The sequence below is a fragment of the Candidatus Abyssobacteria bacterium SURF_5 genome, from assembly GCA_003598085.1.
In the GTDB taxonomy this organism is placed as follows: Bacteria; Abyssobacteria; SURF-5; order SURF-5; family SURF-5; genus SURF-5.
Genome location: QZKU01000092.1, coordinates 35351 through 54781, shown reverse-complemented (window position 1 = coordinate 54781; position 19431 = coordinate 35351). Strand labels below are relative to the sequence as shown.

Genomic DNA, 19431 nt, shown 5'->3' with positions numbered 1-19431 from the left:
TATTTCCCCCCCATCTAGTGGTTCAGAAGAAGATAAGTTATTCTAAAACGATTCGGGACGAAAAGCAAATCGACCTGGAACAGCTTCAGGGTAGAATTTATGAAGCGAAAGGAAACTTACAAATTGCCGGCATTTTTCAGGATTCGAGATATCGGCGATACTGACACATTTTGGCGAGGACGCGGGCTGCGCGGGCGGGCGAGGGATACACGATGACGCCGCGTTTGCGGAATTCAAGGATGGCCTGATTTTGGTCGCGGTCGGCGCCGTAGGCGTTTTCGGAGGCGAGAATGACCGGTTTGCGCTCGTGCGCGATAATGTCCATGATGAAATTCAGGCCGCGCATGTCTGAGGCGACCATATCATCCGCCACCTTCTGTCCGGTGTCGCCCAGGCATGATGCGTTGCGGAAAACGGACGCGACGCTATCGGCATATCCGAAACCGAGCCCGATGACGGCGTCGAGGGCAGGCGATTTGGCAAGTGCTTCGAGCGCCTTGAAGTAAGAGCCGCGGCTGATACCGCCCACCATATCCACGGGATTTCCCCGGTTCCACCAGGGAGGCAATCGTTTATCGAGGGCCTGCAGCGTCTCTTCGGGCAGCGGGACGACATCGAGTCCGGCCTCGACGCAGGCATCGGCGGTGAGCACGCCCCAGCCGCCGCCGTTGGCGACGATGCCGACGCGGTTGCCGGCGGGAAGCGGCTGAGAGGCGAGCGCGGAGGCGACGTCGAACATTTCATCGAGGCTCGAGACGCGGATGATGCCCGCTTGCCGGCACAGTCCATCGAAGACGGCATCGGATCCGGCCATTGCGCCGGTATGCGATTTTGCCGCGCCGGCGCCGACCGAGGAGCGTGCGGCTTTCAGCAGTACGAGCGGCTTTTTTTTCGTAAGATTTCTGGCGGCGACGAGGAACCGGCGGCCCTCGGAGATACCTTCGACATATCCAACCACGACCGTCGTCAGGGGATCATTTGCAAAATAATCGAGATAGTCGGGCGCCTTCAAGACGGCCTCATTGCCGGTGCTGACGAAGCGGCTGATGCCGATATCGTGTTTCTCACAGATGCGTTCGATCGAGCCTCCGATCTGGCCGCTCTGCGAGAAAATGGCGATGCGGCCGGCGGGCGGGAAATTCGGCTGCATTGTGCAGTAAAGGCTCATTGGTTCGGGCGAAGCGATTCCGGCGCAGTTCGGGCCGACCAGCGCGATGTTTGCCTCAAGCGCGGCCTGTCGCAGGGCATCTTGCAGGCGCGCCCCATCGCCGCCGACTTCGCCGAAGCCGGCTGCAACAACAACGCAGGTTGGTATTTTTTTCCGCCCACACTGTCGCACGGCTTCGACTGCCGGTCCAGGTGGGATGAGGATGAAAGCGAGATCGATTTCGCCGGGCACATCCAAGACGCTGGGGTGTGATTTCAGGCCGAGTATATCTCCGCCGCCCGGGTTGATGGGATAGCACGTGCCGCGGTAGCCGCCGTGCTGCAAGTGCAGCATGAAGTTGAATCCCCATTTGGCCAGATTGGTCGAGGCGCCGATGATGGCTACGGTACGCGGTTGAAACAGAGCATCGAGACGCCGATCAAATGCCATAAAGACTCCGTGTATAAAACTCAGCAGGTGGAGTTCTTGCTCGGGCAGAATTCCTCAAGAGAGAGGTGGATATGCGATTGTAGTAGATTTCGGTGAAATTTTCAAGAGAAAAGGGGCATCATTATCAGTGATGCCCCCTTCTTCAACCGATTATACTTGCGGCAGGCACTTCAGCGCTTCTTCGATCTCGTGCTGCGGGTATTCGAAGTCGTCGAGTTTGCCCGCGAGATAGGCATCGTATGCGGCCATATCGAAGTAGCCGTGCCCGCTGAAATTGAACAGGATGTTTTTCTTCTCGCCGGTCTTCTTGCAATCCCTGGCGACGCTCATCGCTGCGGATATGGCGTGAGTTGTCTCCGGGGCCGGTATCACGCCTTCAGCCTGCGCGAAGACGATAGCGTCCTTGAAAACCTCATTCTGATGGAAAGCGATCGCGTTCATCAATTTTTCGTTGCACAGGAAGCTGATGATTCCCGCCATGCCATGATACCGCAGTCCGCCTGCATGGATTGCGGGCGGAACGAAGATGTGGCCGAGCGTGTGCTGCTTGAGCAGCGGGGTCATTTTTGCGGTATCGCCGTGATCGTAGGCATATTTTCCCTTGGTGATGGTGGGGCATGCTCGGGGCTCGACGGCGATGAACGTGGTTTTCTTGCCGTCCTTGAGCTTGTCACGCATGAAGGGCAATGCCAATCCTGCGTAGTTGCTGCCGCCGCCGACGCATCCGATGACGTAATCGGGATATGCGCCGGCCATCTGCATCTGTTTCCGGGCCTCTTGTCCGATGACGGTCTGGTGCAGCAGCACGTGATTCAGAACGCTCCCAAGCGAGTACTTGGTGTTTTTCGAGGTGACGCAATCCTCGATGGCTTCGCTGATGGCGATGCCGAGCGATCCGCTGCAATCGGGATCGTCTTTTAGTATCTGCTCGCCGAATTTGGTCAGCTTGCTGGGGCTCGGAATTACCTCCGCTCCGTATACCTGCATGAGCGAACGGCGGTAAGGTTTTTGTTGATAGCTCACCTTGACCATATAGACGCGGCACGGGATGTCAAACATCTTACACGCGACAGAAAGCGCACTCCCCCACTGTCCGGCGCCGGTCTCGGTGGTTATGCGTTTGGTCCCTTCCTTCTTATTGTAGTAGACCTGGGCGACAGCGGTATTCAATTTATGACTGCCGGTGGGGCTGACGCTTTCGTCTTTGTAGTATATTCTTGCCGGCGTGTCGAGCATTTTTTCGAGTCGGAACGCGCGGCGCAAAGGGGTCGGCCGCCACAGAGCGTAGATGTCGAGAATTTCGGCGGGAATTGCGATTTCTGCCTGCCCGGAAACTTCCTGCTCGATCAGTCCCATCGGGAAAAGGGCGGCGAGCGCCTCGGGTCCGATGGGCTGCTTTGTGGCCGGATTCAATGGAGGATCCATGGGGCGAGGCAGGTCCGGCAAGATGTTATACCACGTCTTGGGAATATCCTTGGTTGCCAATAAGAATTTGTTTTCTTCCATAGCAGTCGCTCTCCTTCGCGCAATCTCCCCTGTGTGATACTTGGGCAATCATACACGAAACGGGGCTGATTTCGCAAGAAAAAATTGAAGGGGGGGCGCGAAATCGGACATAGAAGGTCTTGTTCGCGCGAGACTTATGCGGGGCGCACTTGAAATTTTTCTTGCAATCCCAAAAAGTTTCTGTTAGCATGTGTGGAAGTTTCGGCCCTGGTGCGTGTAGAATCGAATGGGAGAAGAGGGAGACAGGGGAGGAAGCACGACATGAAGAGGCTCGCCGGATCTTTACTAGTAATCACACTCATTTTGTTTAGTATTCCTGCACTGGCATTGAACCAGCCGCCGGTAAATCTTGGTTTCACGAATTTTCTTGACGGCGCTTCGCCCGGGCCGGGCTGGTACCTGACCGAGTATTTTCAGTTCTATAATGCGGACGACCTCGAGGGCGACAACGGGCAGACGTTGGATGATGATCTCGACCTTGATCTGTTCGTCAATCTGAATCAGATCATTTACCAGTCTGATATCACCTTCCTTGGCGGCAATCCCGGCCTTGATATTATTGTTCCTCTTGTTGACGTTGATGTCGATTCGGACGTTCCCGGCCTGACTGCAAACGATGGCGGTTTTGGGGATATTCTGGTGGGCCCGTTCATTCAGTGGGGCCCGCACATGCTGCTTGACCGGCCGTATTTTCACCGTTTCGAGTTTCAAGTGGTCGCCCCAACGGGCAAGTACAGTGATAGTTATGGGCTCAATCCCGGCGCCAACGTCTGGCAGATCAATCCTTACTACGCGTTCACATATTTCCTCACCCCCAAGCTGACAACCAGCCTTCGTTTCCACTATTTGTGGACCGAGGAGAACGACGATCATCCGAGCCCCTTCGACGTTCAGGCGGGCCAGGCGATACATTTCAATTACGCGATGGCGTACGCGGTGACCGATTTTCTCAGGCTCGGCGTGGCCGGTTATTATTTGAAACAGCTTGAAGAAGATGAATTTGACGGCGACAATATTGATGATACCGAAGAGGAAGTTTTCGCGATCGGTCCCGGTCTTGTGTGGCATATCACAAAAGACCTCACCTTTATGGGCGCGGTCAATTTCGAGACCGAAGTCGAGAACAGGCCCGACGGGATTCGTTCGACGCTCAGGCTGATCTGGAAGTTCTGGTAAGAGGCTGTACTAACCCTATTTGGGTTTTATTTTGTGAAAGGGGCGGTGCCGGTGAAATACCCGCTGCCCCTTTTTTGTCTTTGGTGTCTGGTTGCCAAGAACGCGGCCGATATGAGAGAATACTGTTAATAAAGCAAGAGTCGAGACTTTAATTTGAGCGTTCTCTATGAAGATTGAAACAGATTTCCTTGTGCTGGGCAGCGGCATAGCCGGGCTCACGTATGCGCTGAAGGCGAGCAGGTATGGCAGTGTGGCGGTTGTCACCAAGAAAGACCGGGCTGAATCGAGCACAAATTACGCGCAGGGCGGCATCGCCGCGGTCCTGAGCTCGACCGATAGTTTCGAGTCTCACATTTCGGATACGCTCGAATCAGGTGACGGGCTCTGCCACAAGGACGTGGTCGAACTGGTGGTCGAGAGCGGGCCGCGCCTGATCGAGGAACTGGTGGCGCTGGGTGTGACTTTTACGCGGTCGCGAAAGAGCGACGGCGAGATATATGATCTCGGCCGCGAGGGCGGACACTCAACGAATCGGGTGGTTCATGCGCAGGACCTGACCGGACGCGAGGTCGAGCGCGCGCTGCTTCATGCGGCGTCCGGTAATTCAAAGATCCGAATATTCGAGAACCATGTCGCAATCGACCTGCTGACGAATGCAAAGCTTGAGCGTGCGCAGGCTCAAAAGAACGCATGTTTCGGGGCATACGTATACGACCGTCGCAGCGGGGACGTTCACATCTTTTCAGCGCGCGTGACGATGCTTGCCACCGGTGGGCTCGGCAAGGTATATCTCTACACCTCAAATCCGGATATCGCCACCGGCGACGGCGTCGCCATGGCATTTCGTGCGGGCGCGCCTGTCGCCAACATGGAATTCATTCAGTTCCACCCCACCTGTCTCTATCATCCCGAGGCGAAGAATTTTTTGATCTCGGAGGCCGTACGGGGCGAGGGCGGCCAACTGGTGGATGCGCGGGGCCAGGCCTTCATGCACAAGTATGATGTCCGCGGTTCGCTTGCCACGCGGGACATTGTTGCGCGCGCAATCGACAACGAGATGAAGAAGACCGGCGCACGCTGCGTGTTTTTAGATATCACGAATTTGCCGGCCAAGAAAATCATGGATCGTTTCCCCAACATTTATGAGAAATGCCTTGAATTTGGCGCCGACATCACAAAGGAGCCGATTCCTGTCGTGCCTGCCGCTCATTATGCGTGCGGAGGCGTGCCGACAACCAAGGATGGCGAGACCGGCATCAAGATGCTTCTGGCATGCGGCGAGGTAGCCTGTACCGGGCTTCACGGAGCAAACCGGCTTGCGTCGAATTCACTGCTCGAGGCGCTGGTATTCGCCGATCGGGCGGCCGCCCTCTCGAAGGGTCTGCTGGAAGAGGCGCGCACGATACGACGTCCCGAGTTGCCGCCGTGGCGTGCGGGTCATGCGGTCAACCCGGATGAGACCGTGGTTATTTCGCACAACTGGGATGAGGTGCGCCGCTGCATGTGGGACTATGTCGGAATTGTCCGAACGGACAAGCGTTTGTCGCGCGCGCTCAGGCGGATCAAGAACCTGCAGGAGGAGATCAACGAGTATTACTGGGATTTCCTGGTATCGGCCGATCTGCTCGAACTGCGAAATATCGCCATTGTCGCCGAATTGATCATCCGGTCGGCTCTCAGCCGGAAGGAGAGTCGCGGATTGCATTATACGCTCGATTATCCGGCGCGGGACGATGCGAGCTGGCTAAAAGATACGGTTATCGAAGAGCCGGAGAAGGCTTCGCAACGGGTGTAGGGGCGCGGGCTGTCAGCATCCGGTTCCCTTGTGGCGCACATGAGTCCGAGACATCGCGGAAAGTTCAAACCGGGCTCGGCCCTGGCTCGGCCCCTGTTCATAGTGAAACCGGTCAGCTTTCCTTCCTGAAGAATTTACAAAAGACATATCCGAAGGCGCTCAGGACATAATCATCATATTCAATATCGGGTTGCGCCTCGCCGTAGAGAAAGAGTTCTTCAGCCGCTTTTTGTGCGGGAGCGGCGCCTTTGACAGCAGGCGCGGCGGAAAGAAGAAAGTTCTTTCGAACAAACACGTTGTCGGGACCGGAATGGATACAGAAGAGGGCGTCCGGATCGATAGCGAGTTCGTAGAGAGCCTCGACGGCGGCAAGGACGTCCGGCGGCCATTCTTTGATGAAGCGGATGAAGATGACTTCCGCCTCGGATTTGGCTGCGCGTTGAAGTACCTGCCCCAGAGTGGCGGCTTCATGATCGGTAATCACCTGGACGGAAGGCAAATCGTCCGGGCTTTTCTGGACAATGGCGGTGTCGCGGCGTTTACAGAAGGCGCCGGTTAGGACAATGCCGGCGAAGCGATCGTAGAGCGGCCCATTGAAGTCGAAGAGCGGCTCGAGATGCTTCGGTCGTTTGATCATCCGCTTGATGGCTGATTTTGTGTCGGCGACTATTTCCTGTTCAAGTTGACGGAGGAAAAAATCGGCCTCTGTTGCCAGCTCGGATTCGGAATATTCTCTTTTTGCGCCACCCTTAAGCCTGGACCAAAGACTCATGCCGCGCCTCCCGGTTTTTCAGCAGAATTCACCTTTCGGTATTACATTCTTCCATCCATCACATCCCCTCATTCGGGAAAAATGATCCGCCTATTTCCCTTGCCCGATTCAGGATGGAAACATCTTTGCGAGCGGAGTCCTTGTCTTCAGTTCCGGCCTGCACGATCAATTGAGGTGAGGAACTGCTCAGGAACGAGAACAGGAGTTGCAGGTAGTCGATGATGTTGCGATAGGCTTCGGCGTCTTCATTTCCCTGAGAAGTGACGAGCGCGATTTTCTTTCCCTGGGGCAGCACGCTGCGGTAGCCGGTTTCCTCGTCGGCTTCCGTGAAGCAGAAACAGCGGTCGAGCAAGCATTTGAATTGTCCGGTGACGTTGAATGCATAGATGGGGGTTCCGAGAGCGATGGCATCGGCCTTTTTCATCTCTTCGAGGATATCCTGAAAATCATCCTGGTATGCGCACGTGCCGAGGTTCTCCCGGCACACGAGACATCCCTGGCAGCCCTTCATGTTCAGATCGTTCAAATGAATGAATCTTGTTTCGGCGCCCTTTTCCGCCGCGCCTGCGAGGATTTCCTGAAGCATGGTGGCGGTGTTTCCATTCTTGCGGGGGCTGCCGTTGATCGCAATGACTTTCATATGCCGTTATCCCTTCTCCTGTTTCACGGTTGCCAGAATCGCGGATGCGGTCCGCGTTGCACGTTTTAGAGGCTTCAAATTTTCGCCCGGAGCTCAGTATGAAAATCGAGAAAGCCCCACTTCTTATAGATCGAATACGCATGCGCATTTTCCGGCGCGACATTGATAGACATGTGGCTCAGCCCTTTGCGGCGGAACCATTCCACGGCGGCACCTTTGAATACAGAAGAGAGGCCGGAATTACGGTACGGCTTGCGGATGAAAATGGAATCGATGTAGCCGATCCTGTCTATCCTGTAGACTGGCGGGTTCTTTTTTATGGTGATAGAGAGGTATCCGGCTGGCCTTCCGCAAGATTCTGCGATGAAGACGGCCCAATTGCGCGACCTCACGTTCTTTCGGAAGAAACGATTGACTGTTTCGAGGACGTCCGCCTTTCTGGCATAAAAGGAGCGGAACGCTTTGGTCTTTTTGACAACCATTCGCTCGTGCTCGCGCGAAAACTCGTGCCACATCTGAACCAGCGCGGGCACATCCGATGCCCGGGTCTTACGGATTTCGGTGGTGAGTGTGCTTTGTTTCATTGAGAGATCGATGTATTTCGCAGCAGAGATCGATCGGGCTAAAACCGATAATATACCCGATCCAGTTTTTCCTTTTCGCGGGCTTCCTCATGCAGGCGTGCACTCTCGATAGCGCCAGCCGCCTGTGCCGCGACGCCGGCCAGAATATTCATGTCGCCTGCAGTAAAGCGAGAGGGTTTGCCGTCACTGCCTGTTTTATCGGACAGGACGATCATGCCGATCGGCTGTCCCTGAATTCGCAGGGAGACGGCCAGCATTGAGGATGTTTCGTAGCCGATCGGACCGATCTCGTGGACGAGCGGTTTGTTCTGGTAATCATCGATGACCGTTGCTCCTTCAGCGCTCAGTATTTCACCCGCGACTCCGCCTTCAAGCGGCTCGGTCCAGCTTGAAGGATCGGCATCATATCCGAAGGCGGCCCGGCATTCCAGTCTGGCGGCGGGCTGATTGATGAGAAAAGCAGCGCCTCGAGTGCACAAAGTCGCCTCATGCAAGACCGAAAGCAAGCCCGAAAGGATTTTTCCGGGTTCGCCGCCCTTGCCGATAATGCGGCCGGCCTCGTACAAAGAAACCAATTCGAGGTTGGTCTGGCGGATGCGAGGGGCGAGGGTCTTCATGATCTCGAGCAGCAATTTGGATGCGCCGCCGGCTGCCGTTGAAAGCAATTTTGTGAATGAGTCTTTGCTGATCTGTAGAACGCGGACATGGCCGGCTGCGGTGGCGGTCGCCGAGCGGAAATAATCGTCAAAAAGAGCCATTTCTCCGAAAAATCCACCTTGGGAAAGAAGGGCGATGGATTTTTCTTCTCCCGATGCAGTCGACTTCGAGATTCGAACATCTCCTGAAAGGATGATGAAGAGTGAATTGTCCTGGCTGCCTTCGGAGAAGATTTCGGTCCCGGGAGGAAACTCGCGCTGTTCAGCGGCCTCGGCTAAAGCGCGTAAGTCGTCTACATTTAAACCCCTGAGGAGGGGAATGTCTTTGAGCTCATCTATGTTCAGCATGAAAAAGGTTCCTTCGCCGCGACCGGCATCATTTCCACCACGAGCCCCTCTGATCCTTCGGCGGGGTGGGACGCGGAGGAGGTTGCGGCTTGTGCGCGCCCGGCTGCGGGGCCGCCGGCTTCGCGTGCTGCGGCGGGGCCGGCTGTGTGGGGACGCGCTCGATGATCGTGAGGAAGGTCTTGACGTCGTTGACGGCGCTGATGGCGGTCTCGTACGTGATGGTATCACGTGTGAGAAGTCGGGCGACGTCCATTTCGAGGGTTACCATTCCTTCGGAGGCGCCGGTCTGTATCTGCCCGTAGAGTTGATGTGTTTTCCCTTCGCGGATCATGGAACTGATACCCTGCGTGACTATCATGATCTCACGCGCGGCCACGCGGCCTCCGGATTTGCGCGCCAGCAGCGTCTGGGAGATGACCGCCCTCAGTCCACCGGCGAGCTGCATACGGATCTGCTGCTGCTGGTATGACGGGAATACGTCCACGATGCGGTCGATGGTCTGCGCTGCGCCCATAGTATGGAGCGTTCCGAACACGAGGTGGCCGGTCTCCGCGATGGTGATGGCGGAGGCGATAGTCTCCAGATCGCGCATCTCGCCGACGAGAACGACGTCAGGGTCTTGCCGGAGCACGTGTTTGAGCGCGTTCGTGAAAGAGAGCGTGTGAGCGTTGAGTTCGCGCTGGTTGATGAGAGCCTTATTGTGCTCATAGACGAACTCGATTGGGTCCTCAATCGTCATGATGTGGTCTTTTCGCGTGCGGTTGATCATGTCGATCATGGCGGCAAGCGTGGTTGATTTGCCGCTGCCCGTCGGGCCGGTTACCAGGATAAGGCCATTCTTGGCCTGCGTGAGGCGCTCGACGACCGGCGGGAGCTCGAGTTCCTGGATCGTGGGAATCTTATTGGGGATGGTGCGGATTGCTGCGCCCATGCCGCCGTTGCGCCAGTAAACGTTGACGCGGAAACGCGATGTGCCCGGAATCGAATAGGAGCAGTCAAGCTCGAGCGTCTCGTTAAGTTCCTTGCGCTGGTCTTCGGAGATGATCTGCATGATGAGTCGCTCGGTGTCTGCGGCCTCGAGCACCTTCCAATCTTTTTGGGGCTCGAGCTCGCCATGTATCCGCATCATCGGCGGACGACCGATCGATAGGTGCAGATCGGACGCTTTCCTTGCAACGGTTTGTTTCAGAATTTCGACCATATCCATGGCGGGAATCCCTCTTTATTGGCTCTGGGAATTGTCGGTGTTTCGGCGGCGCAGGTCCCCTCGCTGAAAACGGCATCCACTAAAGTGCGATAAGTCTAACATGGTCGCCGGACGCTGTCAAATGTGTTCATCTACTGGGGGATACACATAGAGCGTAGGGAAATCTTCCACCAGCGCCCCTTTACAATAGCGGACGAAGAAAGGAGGGGCAGCGGACGAGGTGTAAAGCAGTTGAAAGAACTGAGGAAACCGGGACATTTGGAGCGAGACAAATAATAAGCAATGAAATCTATCATTTATATACAAGAGTCGCGTTCATAACCAGTTTGTTTAAAAGTATTTATAAAGAATAATTGGGCTCTGTCCCCATTTTTCGGGCGGTCCAACTTGACGGTAGGGGGCTTCAAACGTTATACTACGACGAATTTGGGTTGTCATATGAGAAAGACAGGAGAAGCGGGGCGAGTGGAAACGGGCGAACCTGTCCATTCGACGAACGAACAAACCATGGCATAAAGCAGGAAGAAAGTTGTTTACGCCTGAAGATGGAATCTGACAAGAATACACCGCGCAAAAATGATACCGAAAAGGTTCATAATTTTGCTCAGAAGTTGTTGCAACCATCTCTCATTGAAAAGTTAAGGTCTTATGTCGCCTGGCAGAGAGATGTCAGGGCGGGAATTGATTCAGTCCCACCGAATGATGCGCCGATCTCGATCAATCTGGATTTGACGACTGCCTGTAACTACAGATGTGGACACTGCGTAGATTCGAGAATCATAAACAGGTCGATTGCGTTTGAACATGAAAATTTATTATCTTCCCTTGACACACTCTGCAGAAAAGGAATGAGGTCGGTAATCCTGATTGGCGGTGGCGAGCCGACTCTTTATCCCGGATTTGAAGAGGTGGTCAGTCTTCTGAAATCCAGGGGGGCCGATGTTGCTGTTGTTACAAATGGAAGCAATATGCAAAAAGTTGGTCAGATTGCTCATTTATTTGGTGAGAAAGACTGGTTAAGGCTTTCCCTGGATTCCGGAACCAACGAGACATTCAGAGCAATGCATAGGCCTCACGCCGCGATCAGCCTGGAACAGATATGCCAGGATGTCAAATCTCTGAAGCAACATCATCCGAATGTGGTGATAGGGTTTTCTTATGTAATTACCTGGGAAGGGGTTAATATAAAAGGAAGAGAGATAACCCCCAATATCAATGAAATTGCCATTGCCGCCAGGCTGGCAAGAGAGCACGGGTTCAATTTTTTTTCAATCAAACCGATCTTGGAAAGAGACCCTTCTTCCGCGGAAGTCGTTGGAATTCCTTCCAAATTTTCCGAGACAATCGAGAAAATCGGGACCGCGATTCGGGTTGCTCGAGAATTAGAGACGGACAATTTCAGGGTTCTGGTAAGTTCGAACTTAAGAGCGTTAAAGGACGATAGTTTAGAAGCCTATAAAGATCAGCCGGAAAACTGTCATATGACTCATTTCAGGAATGTTTTGAGTCCTTTTGGGCTATTCAATTGTCCCGCGTGCAGAGGCATGGAGGGCGCCAGTTTTGGAGGCAAGGACTCCTACGCTGGAGACCAAAATTATGGCGCGACCATGGTTCAGCGCGCGAGGCATATACACAGTTTTAATGCCAAGCTGAAATGCCGGGACGTAACCTGTCTCTACAGTCCAACCAATAAATATATTGAAGAACTTATCCGACATAAAGGAGTTTCAGAGCTCAAGCCTTCAGAGGAAAAGGGAGATTATTTTTTGTAATCTCTCACAATAACATGAAATTACATGGCAAAGTGGCGCTCATAACCGGAGCTTCTCAAGGGATAGGTAATGCTATCTCATTAAGTTTTGCAGAACACGGAGCAAAGATAGTTATCAATTATTTGGGTCATCATAAGGAAGCTTTAAATCTCAAAGAAGCGATTGAAAGTAAAGGATCAGAAGCTTATCTGATAAGGGCGGACATTTCCAAACCTGATGAAGCCTTATCGATGGTGGATCAGATCATCAAGAAATACAAGAAAATCGATGTTCTGGTTAATAATGCGTCGGTATACCTCCGGGAGGGCTTTTTCGATTGCAGCGAGGAACTCTTCGATAAAGTAATAGACACCAATCTCAAGAGCGCTTTTTTCTGCTCTCAATTCGCTGGAAAGCAAATGGTAAAGCAGAAGCGCGGAATAATAATTAATATTTCTTCAAATGCGGCATTCATGCCGAAAAAAGGGCACGGTATCGTTTATGGTTTATCAAAGACAGCGATAATTTACCTTACTCAATCTACTGCTCTGACATTGGCTCCGTATGTAAGGGTGAACTGCATAGCTCCGGGCTTTACGAAGACACAGATGTTGCCATTTATCAAGTCAGCCGACGAGTTGAGAAAACTCTCAGCCAAAATACCTTTGAAAAGGATTAACCTTCCGGAAGATATTGCCAATGTTGTGCTCTTTCTTGCGTCGGACGATTCCAGAAATATCACCGGGCAAACACTTATGGTGGACGGAGGATTTATTTTAAAATAGAAGCGGCAGAAGGGTCGGACCGGCGTTCAATCTTTTCCAATTGCCTCAAGGTCGGCAAGGTCCTGTTTTCGGCCTAAGGCTTTTTTATTAGATACGAGATCATGTCGCCCGATGTAGGGGACATTCAAATCTCCGAAGGAACCGATTACTCTGCCGGATCTCGCCTGTTCCCACGAGACCCCGGTAATGGATGTTAGAATATCAATTCTGATTGGCGGGAATCCGAGTTGGATGACCCTGTCTTTCATCTCAAAATCCGCTGCTGTGAGGCCAACCGACCCGAAGCCAAACTCGCGCAGGACCTGCATGATTCTATTTGCATTAACGGGCTCCGGCTTCACAAAGATGTCCAGGTCGCCGGTAAATCGGGGCACTCCATGAAACCCCAGCGCATAGGCCCCGGATGATGTACTCATTGTGTTTGCTGATTAACGCGAGCAACTTTGAAGTCTTACTGAGCTTCCATGGTGTTGTTTTCTCAGGATTTCAATAGCGGCGATACTTTCTCGCGGAGTCTTACTGAGCCAGTAGGCGAGGGCTTCCCTTTTTGACGAACCACTTTTTAAATCAAGTTTTTTGACAACCTTATCAATCATTTCCGTTCACTGGGCCTGTTCATTGATGTTCCTTATGATATGGCAGGCTCTGCAGAAATGCAATCGACTCAGAGCCCACGGTCAGCAATAAACGCCGTATTTTCGGGCGGCGCGCACCATGGCGATGTAGTTTTCGGGTTTGCAGCCGGGATGGATGGTATTTGACGAGGTGATGATGTAGCCGCCACCCGGAGCCGCATCCGCGATCGCCTGTTTCACGGCCTGCTCGACTTCCTCTTCTGTACCGGAGGGCAGGAGATCGATGCAATCGATATTGCCGAGGAGGCAGACTCTGTCGCCGCAGTAAGTCTTCACCCGTTTCAGGTCCATTCCCGCCTGCGGCTGGAGCGGATGAATACCGTCGAATCCGTTGGCGATGAGGCGATCGAGGATCGGCCAGAGATTGCCGTCGGAATGTTTGATGACTTTGGCGCCTTTTTGATGCGCGAGGTCAACGACTTCCTTTTGATAGGGTCCGATGAACTCGTCGAACTGGGCCGGCGACATCAGCGTGTTCGTATTGAAGGCAAGGTCGTCTTCGAGCACGATTGCGTCCGCGCCGGCTTCGATTGCCGCACTTACCAGTTCCTTATGATGCTCGACCGTCATCCGCGCCAGGTCGTGCGCGAGTTGCGGATATTCGAAGTAATCGATGAGCAGCCTTTCCAGGCTTCCCCGCAGCCTCCAACTTGGGCCGAAACAGTCGTGTGTTGCAAAGACGATTGAGCGCTTTGAGCCCAGCCGCGCCTTTGCCATGCTCAGCATCATCAGGTCGATATCCGGGTCCACTTTCGGCAGGCTATAGTTCCTCAGGTCAGACGGCGACTTGATCGGGCCCTCCATCGGGAAAGCCAGTCCGAATGGGTTGGCCTTCACCACAACGCCCCACGAGTTTCTGCAGTAGCCATTGCCCAAAGGTTCCAGGTGTTCGAGCACGCGGGTGGTTAAGCCCTCGATATCGAGTTCCTCGATAAAGCAAACGAGCGCGTCGAAAATCTGGAACAGCTCCTCGGGGCTCATTTCACTGGCGGGTTTAAGAGGAGGAAGCTTGTCGGTGAAATGTCTGGCTATGCCGATAATGCTCGGCTCGTTATACGCCAACTCGAATACCGGCACCCGGTCGGGCTGCCTGCGAGCCAGTGCGGTAAGAATCCGTTCTCGTCCGGTCATCAGATCTTCCTTCATTTTAGAGAAACAGCGATCTTTCGGGATACAAGAATCGTTTCCGGCGATATTATATCATTGCGACCCGATTCGTCAATTTCGTGGTTGCAGCGCCGCAGGCGGAGCGGGAATGACGAACGTCTTGGGTCCACGCGGTCGTGATCAGGAATGGAACGCAACGACTTTCGATTGACACCAAAAGCGCGCCACAACGGATTGCGTGCGGTCTTCGGCGGGTGGTATAATGCGAATAGGAAGTTGTATAGATGCTTTATGATACTCAATTTATGCAAGGAGCGCCGTGGAGCTGTTTGATGAAGAACAGAAGCGGCTGAGCCAGAAGAATGCCCCGCTTGCGTGGCGGATGGCGCCGAGGACGCTCGATGAGTTTGTCGGGCAGGAACAGTTGCTTGGCGAGGGGAAGCTGTTGAGGCGTCAGATCGAGGGCGACCGGCTCTCGACCGCGATATTCTATGGTCCTCCGGGCACGGGCAAGACGGCGCTTGCGCGGATAATCGCAAACACTTCCCGCGCTTCATTCCAGCGGCTGAACGCAGTCACGTCGGGCGTCGCCGATTTACGCCAGTTGATTGATGGTGCGCGCCAGCGGATGCTGTCGTCGGGCCGAAAGACGATTGTGTTTGTCGACGAGATCCACCGGTTCAATCGCGCGCAGCAGGACGCGCTCTTACCGGACGTCGAGGAGGGCACGATCACCTTCATCGGGGCGACCACTCAAAACCCGTTCTTTGCGGTGACCGCGCCGCTGGTCTCACGCTCGCAGATATTCAAGTTTGAGCCACTGAGACCCGAGCATTTGAGCGCCCTTCTCGACCGCGCGCTCACTGACAAGGAGCGCGGTTTGGGTAACATGAACATAGAGCTGACGGACGAGGCCCGGGCCCACTGGCTGACTGCGGCCGAGGGCGACGGCCGGCGCGTTTTGACGGCCCTCGAGATAGCCGCGGTGACCACGTCGCCGGATGCGGAAGGTGTTATCCATATTACGCTCGAGACGGCGGAGGAATCGATCCAGCGCAAGGCGATTGTGTATGACGGCACGGGGGACGAACATTATGACACCATCTCGGCTTTCATCAAGAGCATGCGCGGGTCGGACCCGGACGCGGCCATATATTGGTTTGCGAAGATGCTCGAGGCGGGCGAAGACATTCGGTTCATAGCGCGGCGCATTGTGATTTGCGCGGCGGAAGACGTGGGCAACGCAGACCCGCAGGCGCTCGTGGTTGCGACGGCGGCGATGCAGGCGAGCGAATTCGTCGGGTTGCCGGAAGCCCAGATTCCGCTGGCGCAGGCAACGATTTACGTTGCGTGCGCTCCGAAGAGCAACGCGAGTTACATGGCTGTGGAGGAAGCGCGAAAGCACGTTCGCGAGCAGCCGCTTTTCCCTGTTCCCAAGCATTTGCGCGATGCTAATTATCCGGGCGCGAAGCGGTTCGGTCACGGCAAAAACTACAAGTATGCGCACGACTATCCCGGGCATTATGTGAAGCAGGTGTACGGCCCGCCGGATAAGCAGTTTTACCGGCCATCGGATCAGGGTGAAGAAGTCGAAATAAAGAAGAGGCTGGGAGAATTACGGAAGCGGGAGCAGGAAGAAAATGAGACTTGAGCACAGCATTAACTGGGAGATCGCGGAGTCGGCGTGCTTAAGATTCCGAAATTTTTTTGCGATAGATGGATACTCCTGCTCGTTAAATTTTTGGCGGGCCATATGCTACCATGTGCACGCTTATTCACGTAGTCCGGCTTTTGAGTGATCGGAAAAGGAAGGCTTATCTAAATAGTATCTTTCATCTCCGGAGCACAGATTGCTCATCATCGAAGTAGTTTTTCCCGTATTTGCCATAATCGCGCTCGGATACCTTCTCGCGCGGTTCACACATCTGGACACGAAAACGCTGTCGGAACTGGTGGTGAATATAACCAGTCCGTGTCTGGTGTATGTTTCGATTGCAAAACGGGAGATAGTTGCCGCCGACTGGCTTGTTATGGGCGGAGCCGCTGCCGCGATAATATTCGGAACGGCTGTGCTGATGGAGTTGTATCAGCGGGCGGCGGCGATCCGATCACGGGGTCTTTTTCTGCCGGCGATGTTCATGAATTCGGGAAACATGGCGCTGCCGTTTTCGCTGTTGGCCTTCGGCGCTCCCGGGTTCGACATGGCGATAATTTTCTACGTTACGGTGGCGCTGCTGCACTATTCGATCGGTGTTTTCATTGCAAAAGGGCGCGGCGGGTTCCAGGAGATTTTCAGGCTTCCTCTGATTTATGCCGCGCTCGCGGGACTTGTCTCATCGCTGTTTCGGGTGCAGCTTCCCTCCTTTCTCTTCACGCCGGTTGAGATGCTGGCGAATGTGGCTATCCCGCTGATGATTCTCGCGCTGGGGATTCAGCTTCACAGCTTGCGCGTGCGCTCGGTGCGCCACGCGGTAGCGGGAGTAAGCATCAGGATGGGCGGCGGCTTCCTGATTGCAGTTCTTTTTGTGTTGCTTTTCGGGATCGGGGGATTGAGTCGCAAGGTTATTTTTCTTGATTCACTGATGCCGCCCGCGGTCTTTAACGTGGTGCTCGCTCAGAAATATGCTGCCGATCCGGACGCGGTCGCTTCCGCGATAGTGATTGGGACGTTGTTGAGCGTCGTGGTGACGCCGCTGTATCTTTTCTTTGCCACATAAACCGGAGGATATTGTGAAGATACTGTTTATCTCGTCGAACAGATTGAAGCGGGTAATGCCGCCGATGCCATTGGGTCTGGCGAGCGTTATAGCGCAGATCGATGAGGGAAGCCATCAAATCCGGGTGCTTGACCTGATGTTCCTTGATGAGCCCGAAAAGGAATTGCGAGAAACGTTATCCGATTATCGGCCGGACCTGATAGCGATCTCGATTCGCAATCTGGATAACCAGTCTTCCTTGTACAGCGAATATTTCCTGCCGGAGGCAAAGGCGCTGATTGAACTGTGCCGCCGGCACTGCAGTGCAGTTATCGTGATTGGCGGACCTGCCTTCACAGTTAGTCCGCAGGCCGTTCTTGCCTATTTGAAAGCCGATTTCGGGATAGCCGGCGAAGGTGAGATCGCCTTTTCCGAGCTTGTCGAGCGGTTGGAGGCCAAAAAAGACTGGAGCGACATCCCCGGGCTCGTGTGGCGGGAGCATGAGGCAGTTCGTTCAAATCCAATGAAGTTCATCGAGAACCTGGATGCCCTGCGACTGCCGCGTCGCGACCTGTTCGATAACGAGCGATATGCCTTCGAGCGCGGGCTTGCCAACATTGTGGTGAAGCAAGGCTGCGCTTTCAATTGCCTGTACTGCGATAGTCCCTTTACGCTGGGGCGGCGCTGGCGGATGAAATCGCCGGAGCGGGTGGCCGACGAGCTTGAAATCATGCAAAAGGATGATGGGATCAGCATGGCCTACTTTTCCGATCCCATATTCAATTGTCCTGCCGAACATGCGCAAGCAGTATGCGAAGCTATCAAGCGCCGAGACTTGGGGATTCGCTGGGTTGCTTCGTTTCATCCCGCCTTCATCGACCGGCATTTGCTTTCTCACATGCGCGAGGCCGGTTGTATCCTGATTTCGCTCGGCTGTGATTCATGTTCGGACAAGATGCTTAAGACTTTGCGGAAAGGGTTCACGAAGGATCAGCTTGCTGCAGCCATCGGTTCGCTCGAGGAAATGGAGATGAATTACATTCTCTCGCTGCTGATCGGCGGCCCGGGCGAGAACAGAGAGACGGTCGAGGAAACAATCAGGTTTCTGGAGCCGCTGAATCCGTTCCTGCTTGATTTCTGCGCGGGTATACGGATCATGCCGCACACGGATCTCGCCGATATCGCGGTGCGTGAGGGAGTGATTGCGCCGGACGATCCGCTGATGGAGCCTCGGTTTTATTGCAGCGGCGATGTTAGGGAGTGGATCGAGGAGTATCTGCGCGAGGCCTGCTCGCGCCATTCGAACTGGACGCTCGCGCACAATGAGCCGTAAGGGGCTGGGAAACTGGGACGCTGGAGACGGAGCCATTGGTTTTATTTATGATTACTAAAATCTAATAACGATTTAAATATGGTCTCTGTCCCTATATTTTCCATCGGACAGGCCTGACCTGTCGGACGGGTGGAGGAGCGTAAAAGTTAGAGTATAGGACCCATGCCGATCCGGGGAGAAGGATGACACAATTAGGAAAACGATGGCTGGACAAAAACGATATTGGGGGACAGCGAATGAGAGGTGGGGAATGAGCCATTATGTCCGATCGAACGTTACCCAGAACCTCGTAGTGCTTCTTTTATGGCTGCTGATTGCGCAGGGATGCGCCACGGGGGGGCCGGGGAATTCCACTCAGGAGGGAGAATTCTTCGAGCTGAGGCCGATGATACTCAATGGCATCCGGCCTTCGAACGTCCCGATGGGCTGGCTGGTAGTACGGACGCAGGAGGAGTGGACGGATTTTTGGGCGCAACACAGTTTTCGGCCTGCGCCCGAGATCGATTTCGAGGAGTATACCCTGGTAGCGATTTTTTTGGGACAGAAACCGAATCCGGGCCATTCGATCAAGATTACCCGTGCGGGAAAAGAAGCCGGCAAGGTAGTGGTTCATGCCGTACAGACCGAGCCGGATCCAAGCCGCCTGTACCCTCAGGTGATCGTTTATCCGTATGACGCTGTCCTCATCCCGAAGACGGACCAGGAAATCGAGTTCAGACTCGAACTGGAGGCGCACGACGATTTCTGACGTGCATTTCATGGGCGTTTTAGACGACGTGCGGTGAATGTGCGGCCGATTGACGGATGAGAAGAGTGTACGAATTCTTGATGAAGTGCATGCTG

At 54.2% G+C, this 19431-nt stretch carries 16 protein-coding genes and 1 pseudogene; 8 read left to right on the top strand and 9 right to left on the bottom strand.

The features are described from left to right. Window positions 1–136: 136 nt before the first annotated feature. Both C4520_13430 and C4520_13425 read right to left on the bottom strand, forming a co-directional pair. On the bottom strand, window positions 137–1597 hold the full coding sequence (locus C4520_13430; protein ID RJP19184.1) for a hypothetical protein: 1461 nt from the start codon (window positions 1595–1597) through the stop codon (window positions 137–139). Between the two features lie 150 nt (window positions 1598–1747). Next, the gene (locus tag C4520_13425; protein ID RJP19183.1) at window positions 1748–3103 is read right to left on the bottom strand and encodes a TrpB-like pyridoxal phosphate-dependent enzyme; all 1356 of its coding nucleotides are present in this window, start codon (window positions 3101–3103) and stop codon (window positions 1748–1750) included. Window positions 3104–3364: 261 nt separating this feature from the next. Between C4520_13425 and C4520_13420 the strand changes: the two genes are divergently transcribed. Both C4520_13420 and C4520_13415 read left to right on the top strand, forming a co-directional pair. Next, complete coding sequence (locus tag C4520_13420) at window positions 3365–4279, top strand: phenol degradation protein meta (protein ID RJP19182.1); 915 nt, start codon at window positions 3365–3367, stop codon at window positions 4277–4279. 166 nt (window positions 4280–4445) lie between these two features. Then, on the top strand, window positions 4446–6074 hold the full coding sequence (locus C4520_13415) for an L-aspartate oxidase (protein ID RJP19181.1): 1629 nt from the start codon (window positions 4446–4448) through the stop codon (window positions 6072–6074). Between the two features lie 112 nt (window positions 6075–6186). On the opposite strand, the gene C4520_13410 is transcribed toward C4520_13415, so the two are convergent. From C4520_13410 to C4520_13390, 5 genes are all read right to left on the bottom strand, one after another. Next, window positions 6187–6846 (bottom strand): hypothetical protein, encoded by a 660-nt coding sequence (locus C4520_13410; GenBank protein ID RJP19180.1) that lies wholly within the window; start codon window positions 6844–6846, stop codon window positions 6187–6189. A 58-nt stretch (window positions 6847–6904) separates the two neighbouring features. Further along, window positions 6905–7486 carry a flavodoxin family protein gene (locus tag C4520_13405; GenBank protein RJP19179.1) on the bottom strand — a complete coding sequence of 194 codons (582 nt, stop codon included), beginning with the start codon at window positions 7484–7486 and terminating at the stop codon, window positions 6905–6907. A gap of 74 nt (window positions 7487–7560) precedes the next feature. Further along, a complete protein-coding gene (locus C4520_13400; protein ID RJP19178.1) occupies window positions 7561–8070 on the bottom strand; it encodes a GNAT family N-acetyltransferase in 510 nt (169 codons plus the stop codon). Between the two features lie 38 nt (window positions 8071–8108). Further along, entirely contained in the window at window positions 8109–9074 is a 966-nt protein-coding gene (locus C4520_13395) for a GAF domain-containing protein (GenBank protein RJP19177.1), read from the bottom strand. A 28-nt stretch (window positions 9075–9102) separates the two neighbouring features. Continuing rightward, complete coding sequence (locus C4520_13390) at window positions 9103–10281, bottom strand: type IV pilus twitching motility protein PilT (protein RJP19176.1); 1179 nt, start codon at window positions 10279–10281, stop codon at window positions 9103–9105. Window positions 10282–10826: 545 nt separating this feature from the next. Here C4520_13390 and C4520_13385 point away from each other — a divergent pair. Together C4520_13385 and C4520_13380 are read left to right on the top strand one after the other, a co-directional pair. Next, window positions 10827–12053: a radical SAM protein gene (locus tag C4520_13385; protein ID RJP19175.1), complete on the top strand. Its 1227-nt coding sequence runs from the start codon at window positions 10827–10829 to the stop codon at window positions 12051–12053. A gap of 14 nt (window positions 12054–12067) precedes the next feature. Then, on the top strand, window positions 12068–12817 hold the full coding sequence (locus tag C4520_13380; protein RJP19174.1) for a 3-oxoacyl-ACP reductase FabG: 750 nt from the start codon (window positions 12068–12070) through the stop codon (window positions 12815–12817). A gap of 26 nt (window positions 12818–12843) precedes the next feature. On the opposite strand, the pseudogene C4520_13375 reads toward C4520_13380, so the two are convergent. Both C4520_13375 and C4520_13370 read right to left on the bottom strand, forming a co-directional pair. Then, window positions 12844–13283, bottom strand: a pseudogene (locus tag C4520_13375) (hypothetical protein). Between the two features lie 211 nt (window positions 13284–13494). After that, window positions 13495–14598 (bottom strand): hypothetical protein, encoded by a 1104-nt coding sequence (locus tag C4520_13370; GenBank protein RJP19173.1) that lies wholly within the window; start codon window positions 14596–14598, stop codon window positions 13495–13497. A 280-nt stretch (window positions 14599–14878) separates the two neighbouring features. On the opposite strand from C4520_13370, the gene C4520_13365 reads away from it, so the two are divergent. The 4 genes from C4520_13365 (at window position 14879) to C4520_13350 (ending at window position 19336) form a co-directional block, all read left to right on the top strand. After that, window positions 14879–16210, top strand: coding sequence for a replication-associated recombination protein A (locus C4520_13365; protein ID RJP19172.1), 1332 nt, complete (start codon window positions 14879–14881; stop codon window positions 16208–16210). A gap of 199 nt (window positions 16211–16409) precedes the next feature. Further along, complete coding sequence (locus C4520_13360) at window positions 16410–17276, top strand: AEC family transporter (protein RJP19171.1); 867 nt, start codon at window positions 16410–16412, stop codon at window positions 17274–17276. Between the two features lie 13 nt (window positions 17277–17289). Then, window positions 17290–18588 (top strand): radical SAM protein, encoded by a 1299-nt coding sequence (locus tag C4520_13355; protein ID RJP19170.1) that lies wholly within the window; start codon window positions 17290–17292, stop codon window positions 18586–18588. Between the two features lie 202 nt (window positions 18589–18790). Next, the gene (locus C4520_13350) at window positions 18791–19336 is read left to right on the top strand and encodes a protease complex subunit PrcB family protein (GenBank protein ID RJP19169.1); all 546 of its coding nucleotides are present in this window, start codon (window positions 18791–18793) and stop codon (window positions 19334–19336) included. Window positions 19337–19431 lie beyond the last annotated feature (95 nt).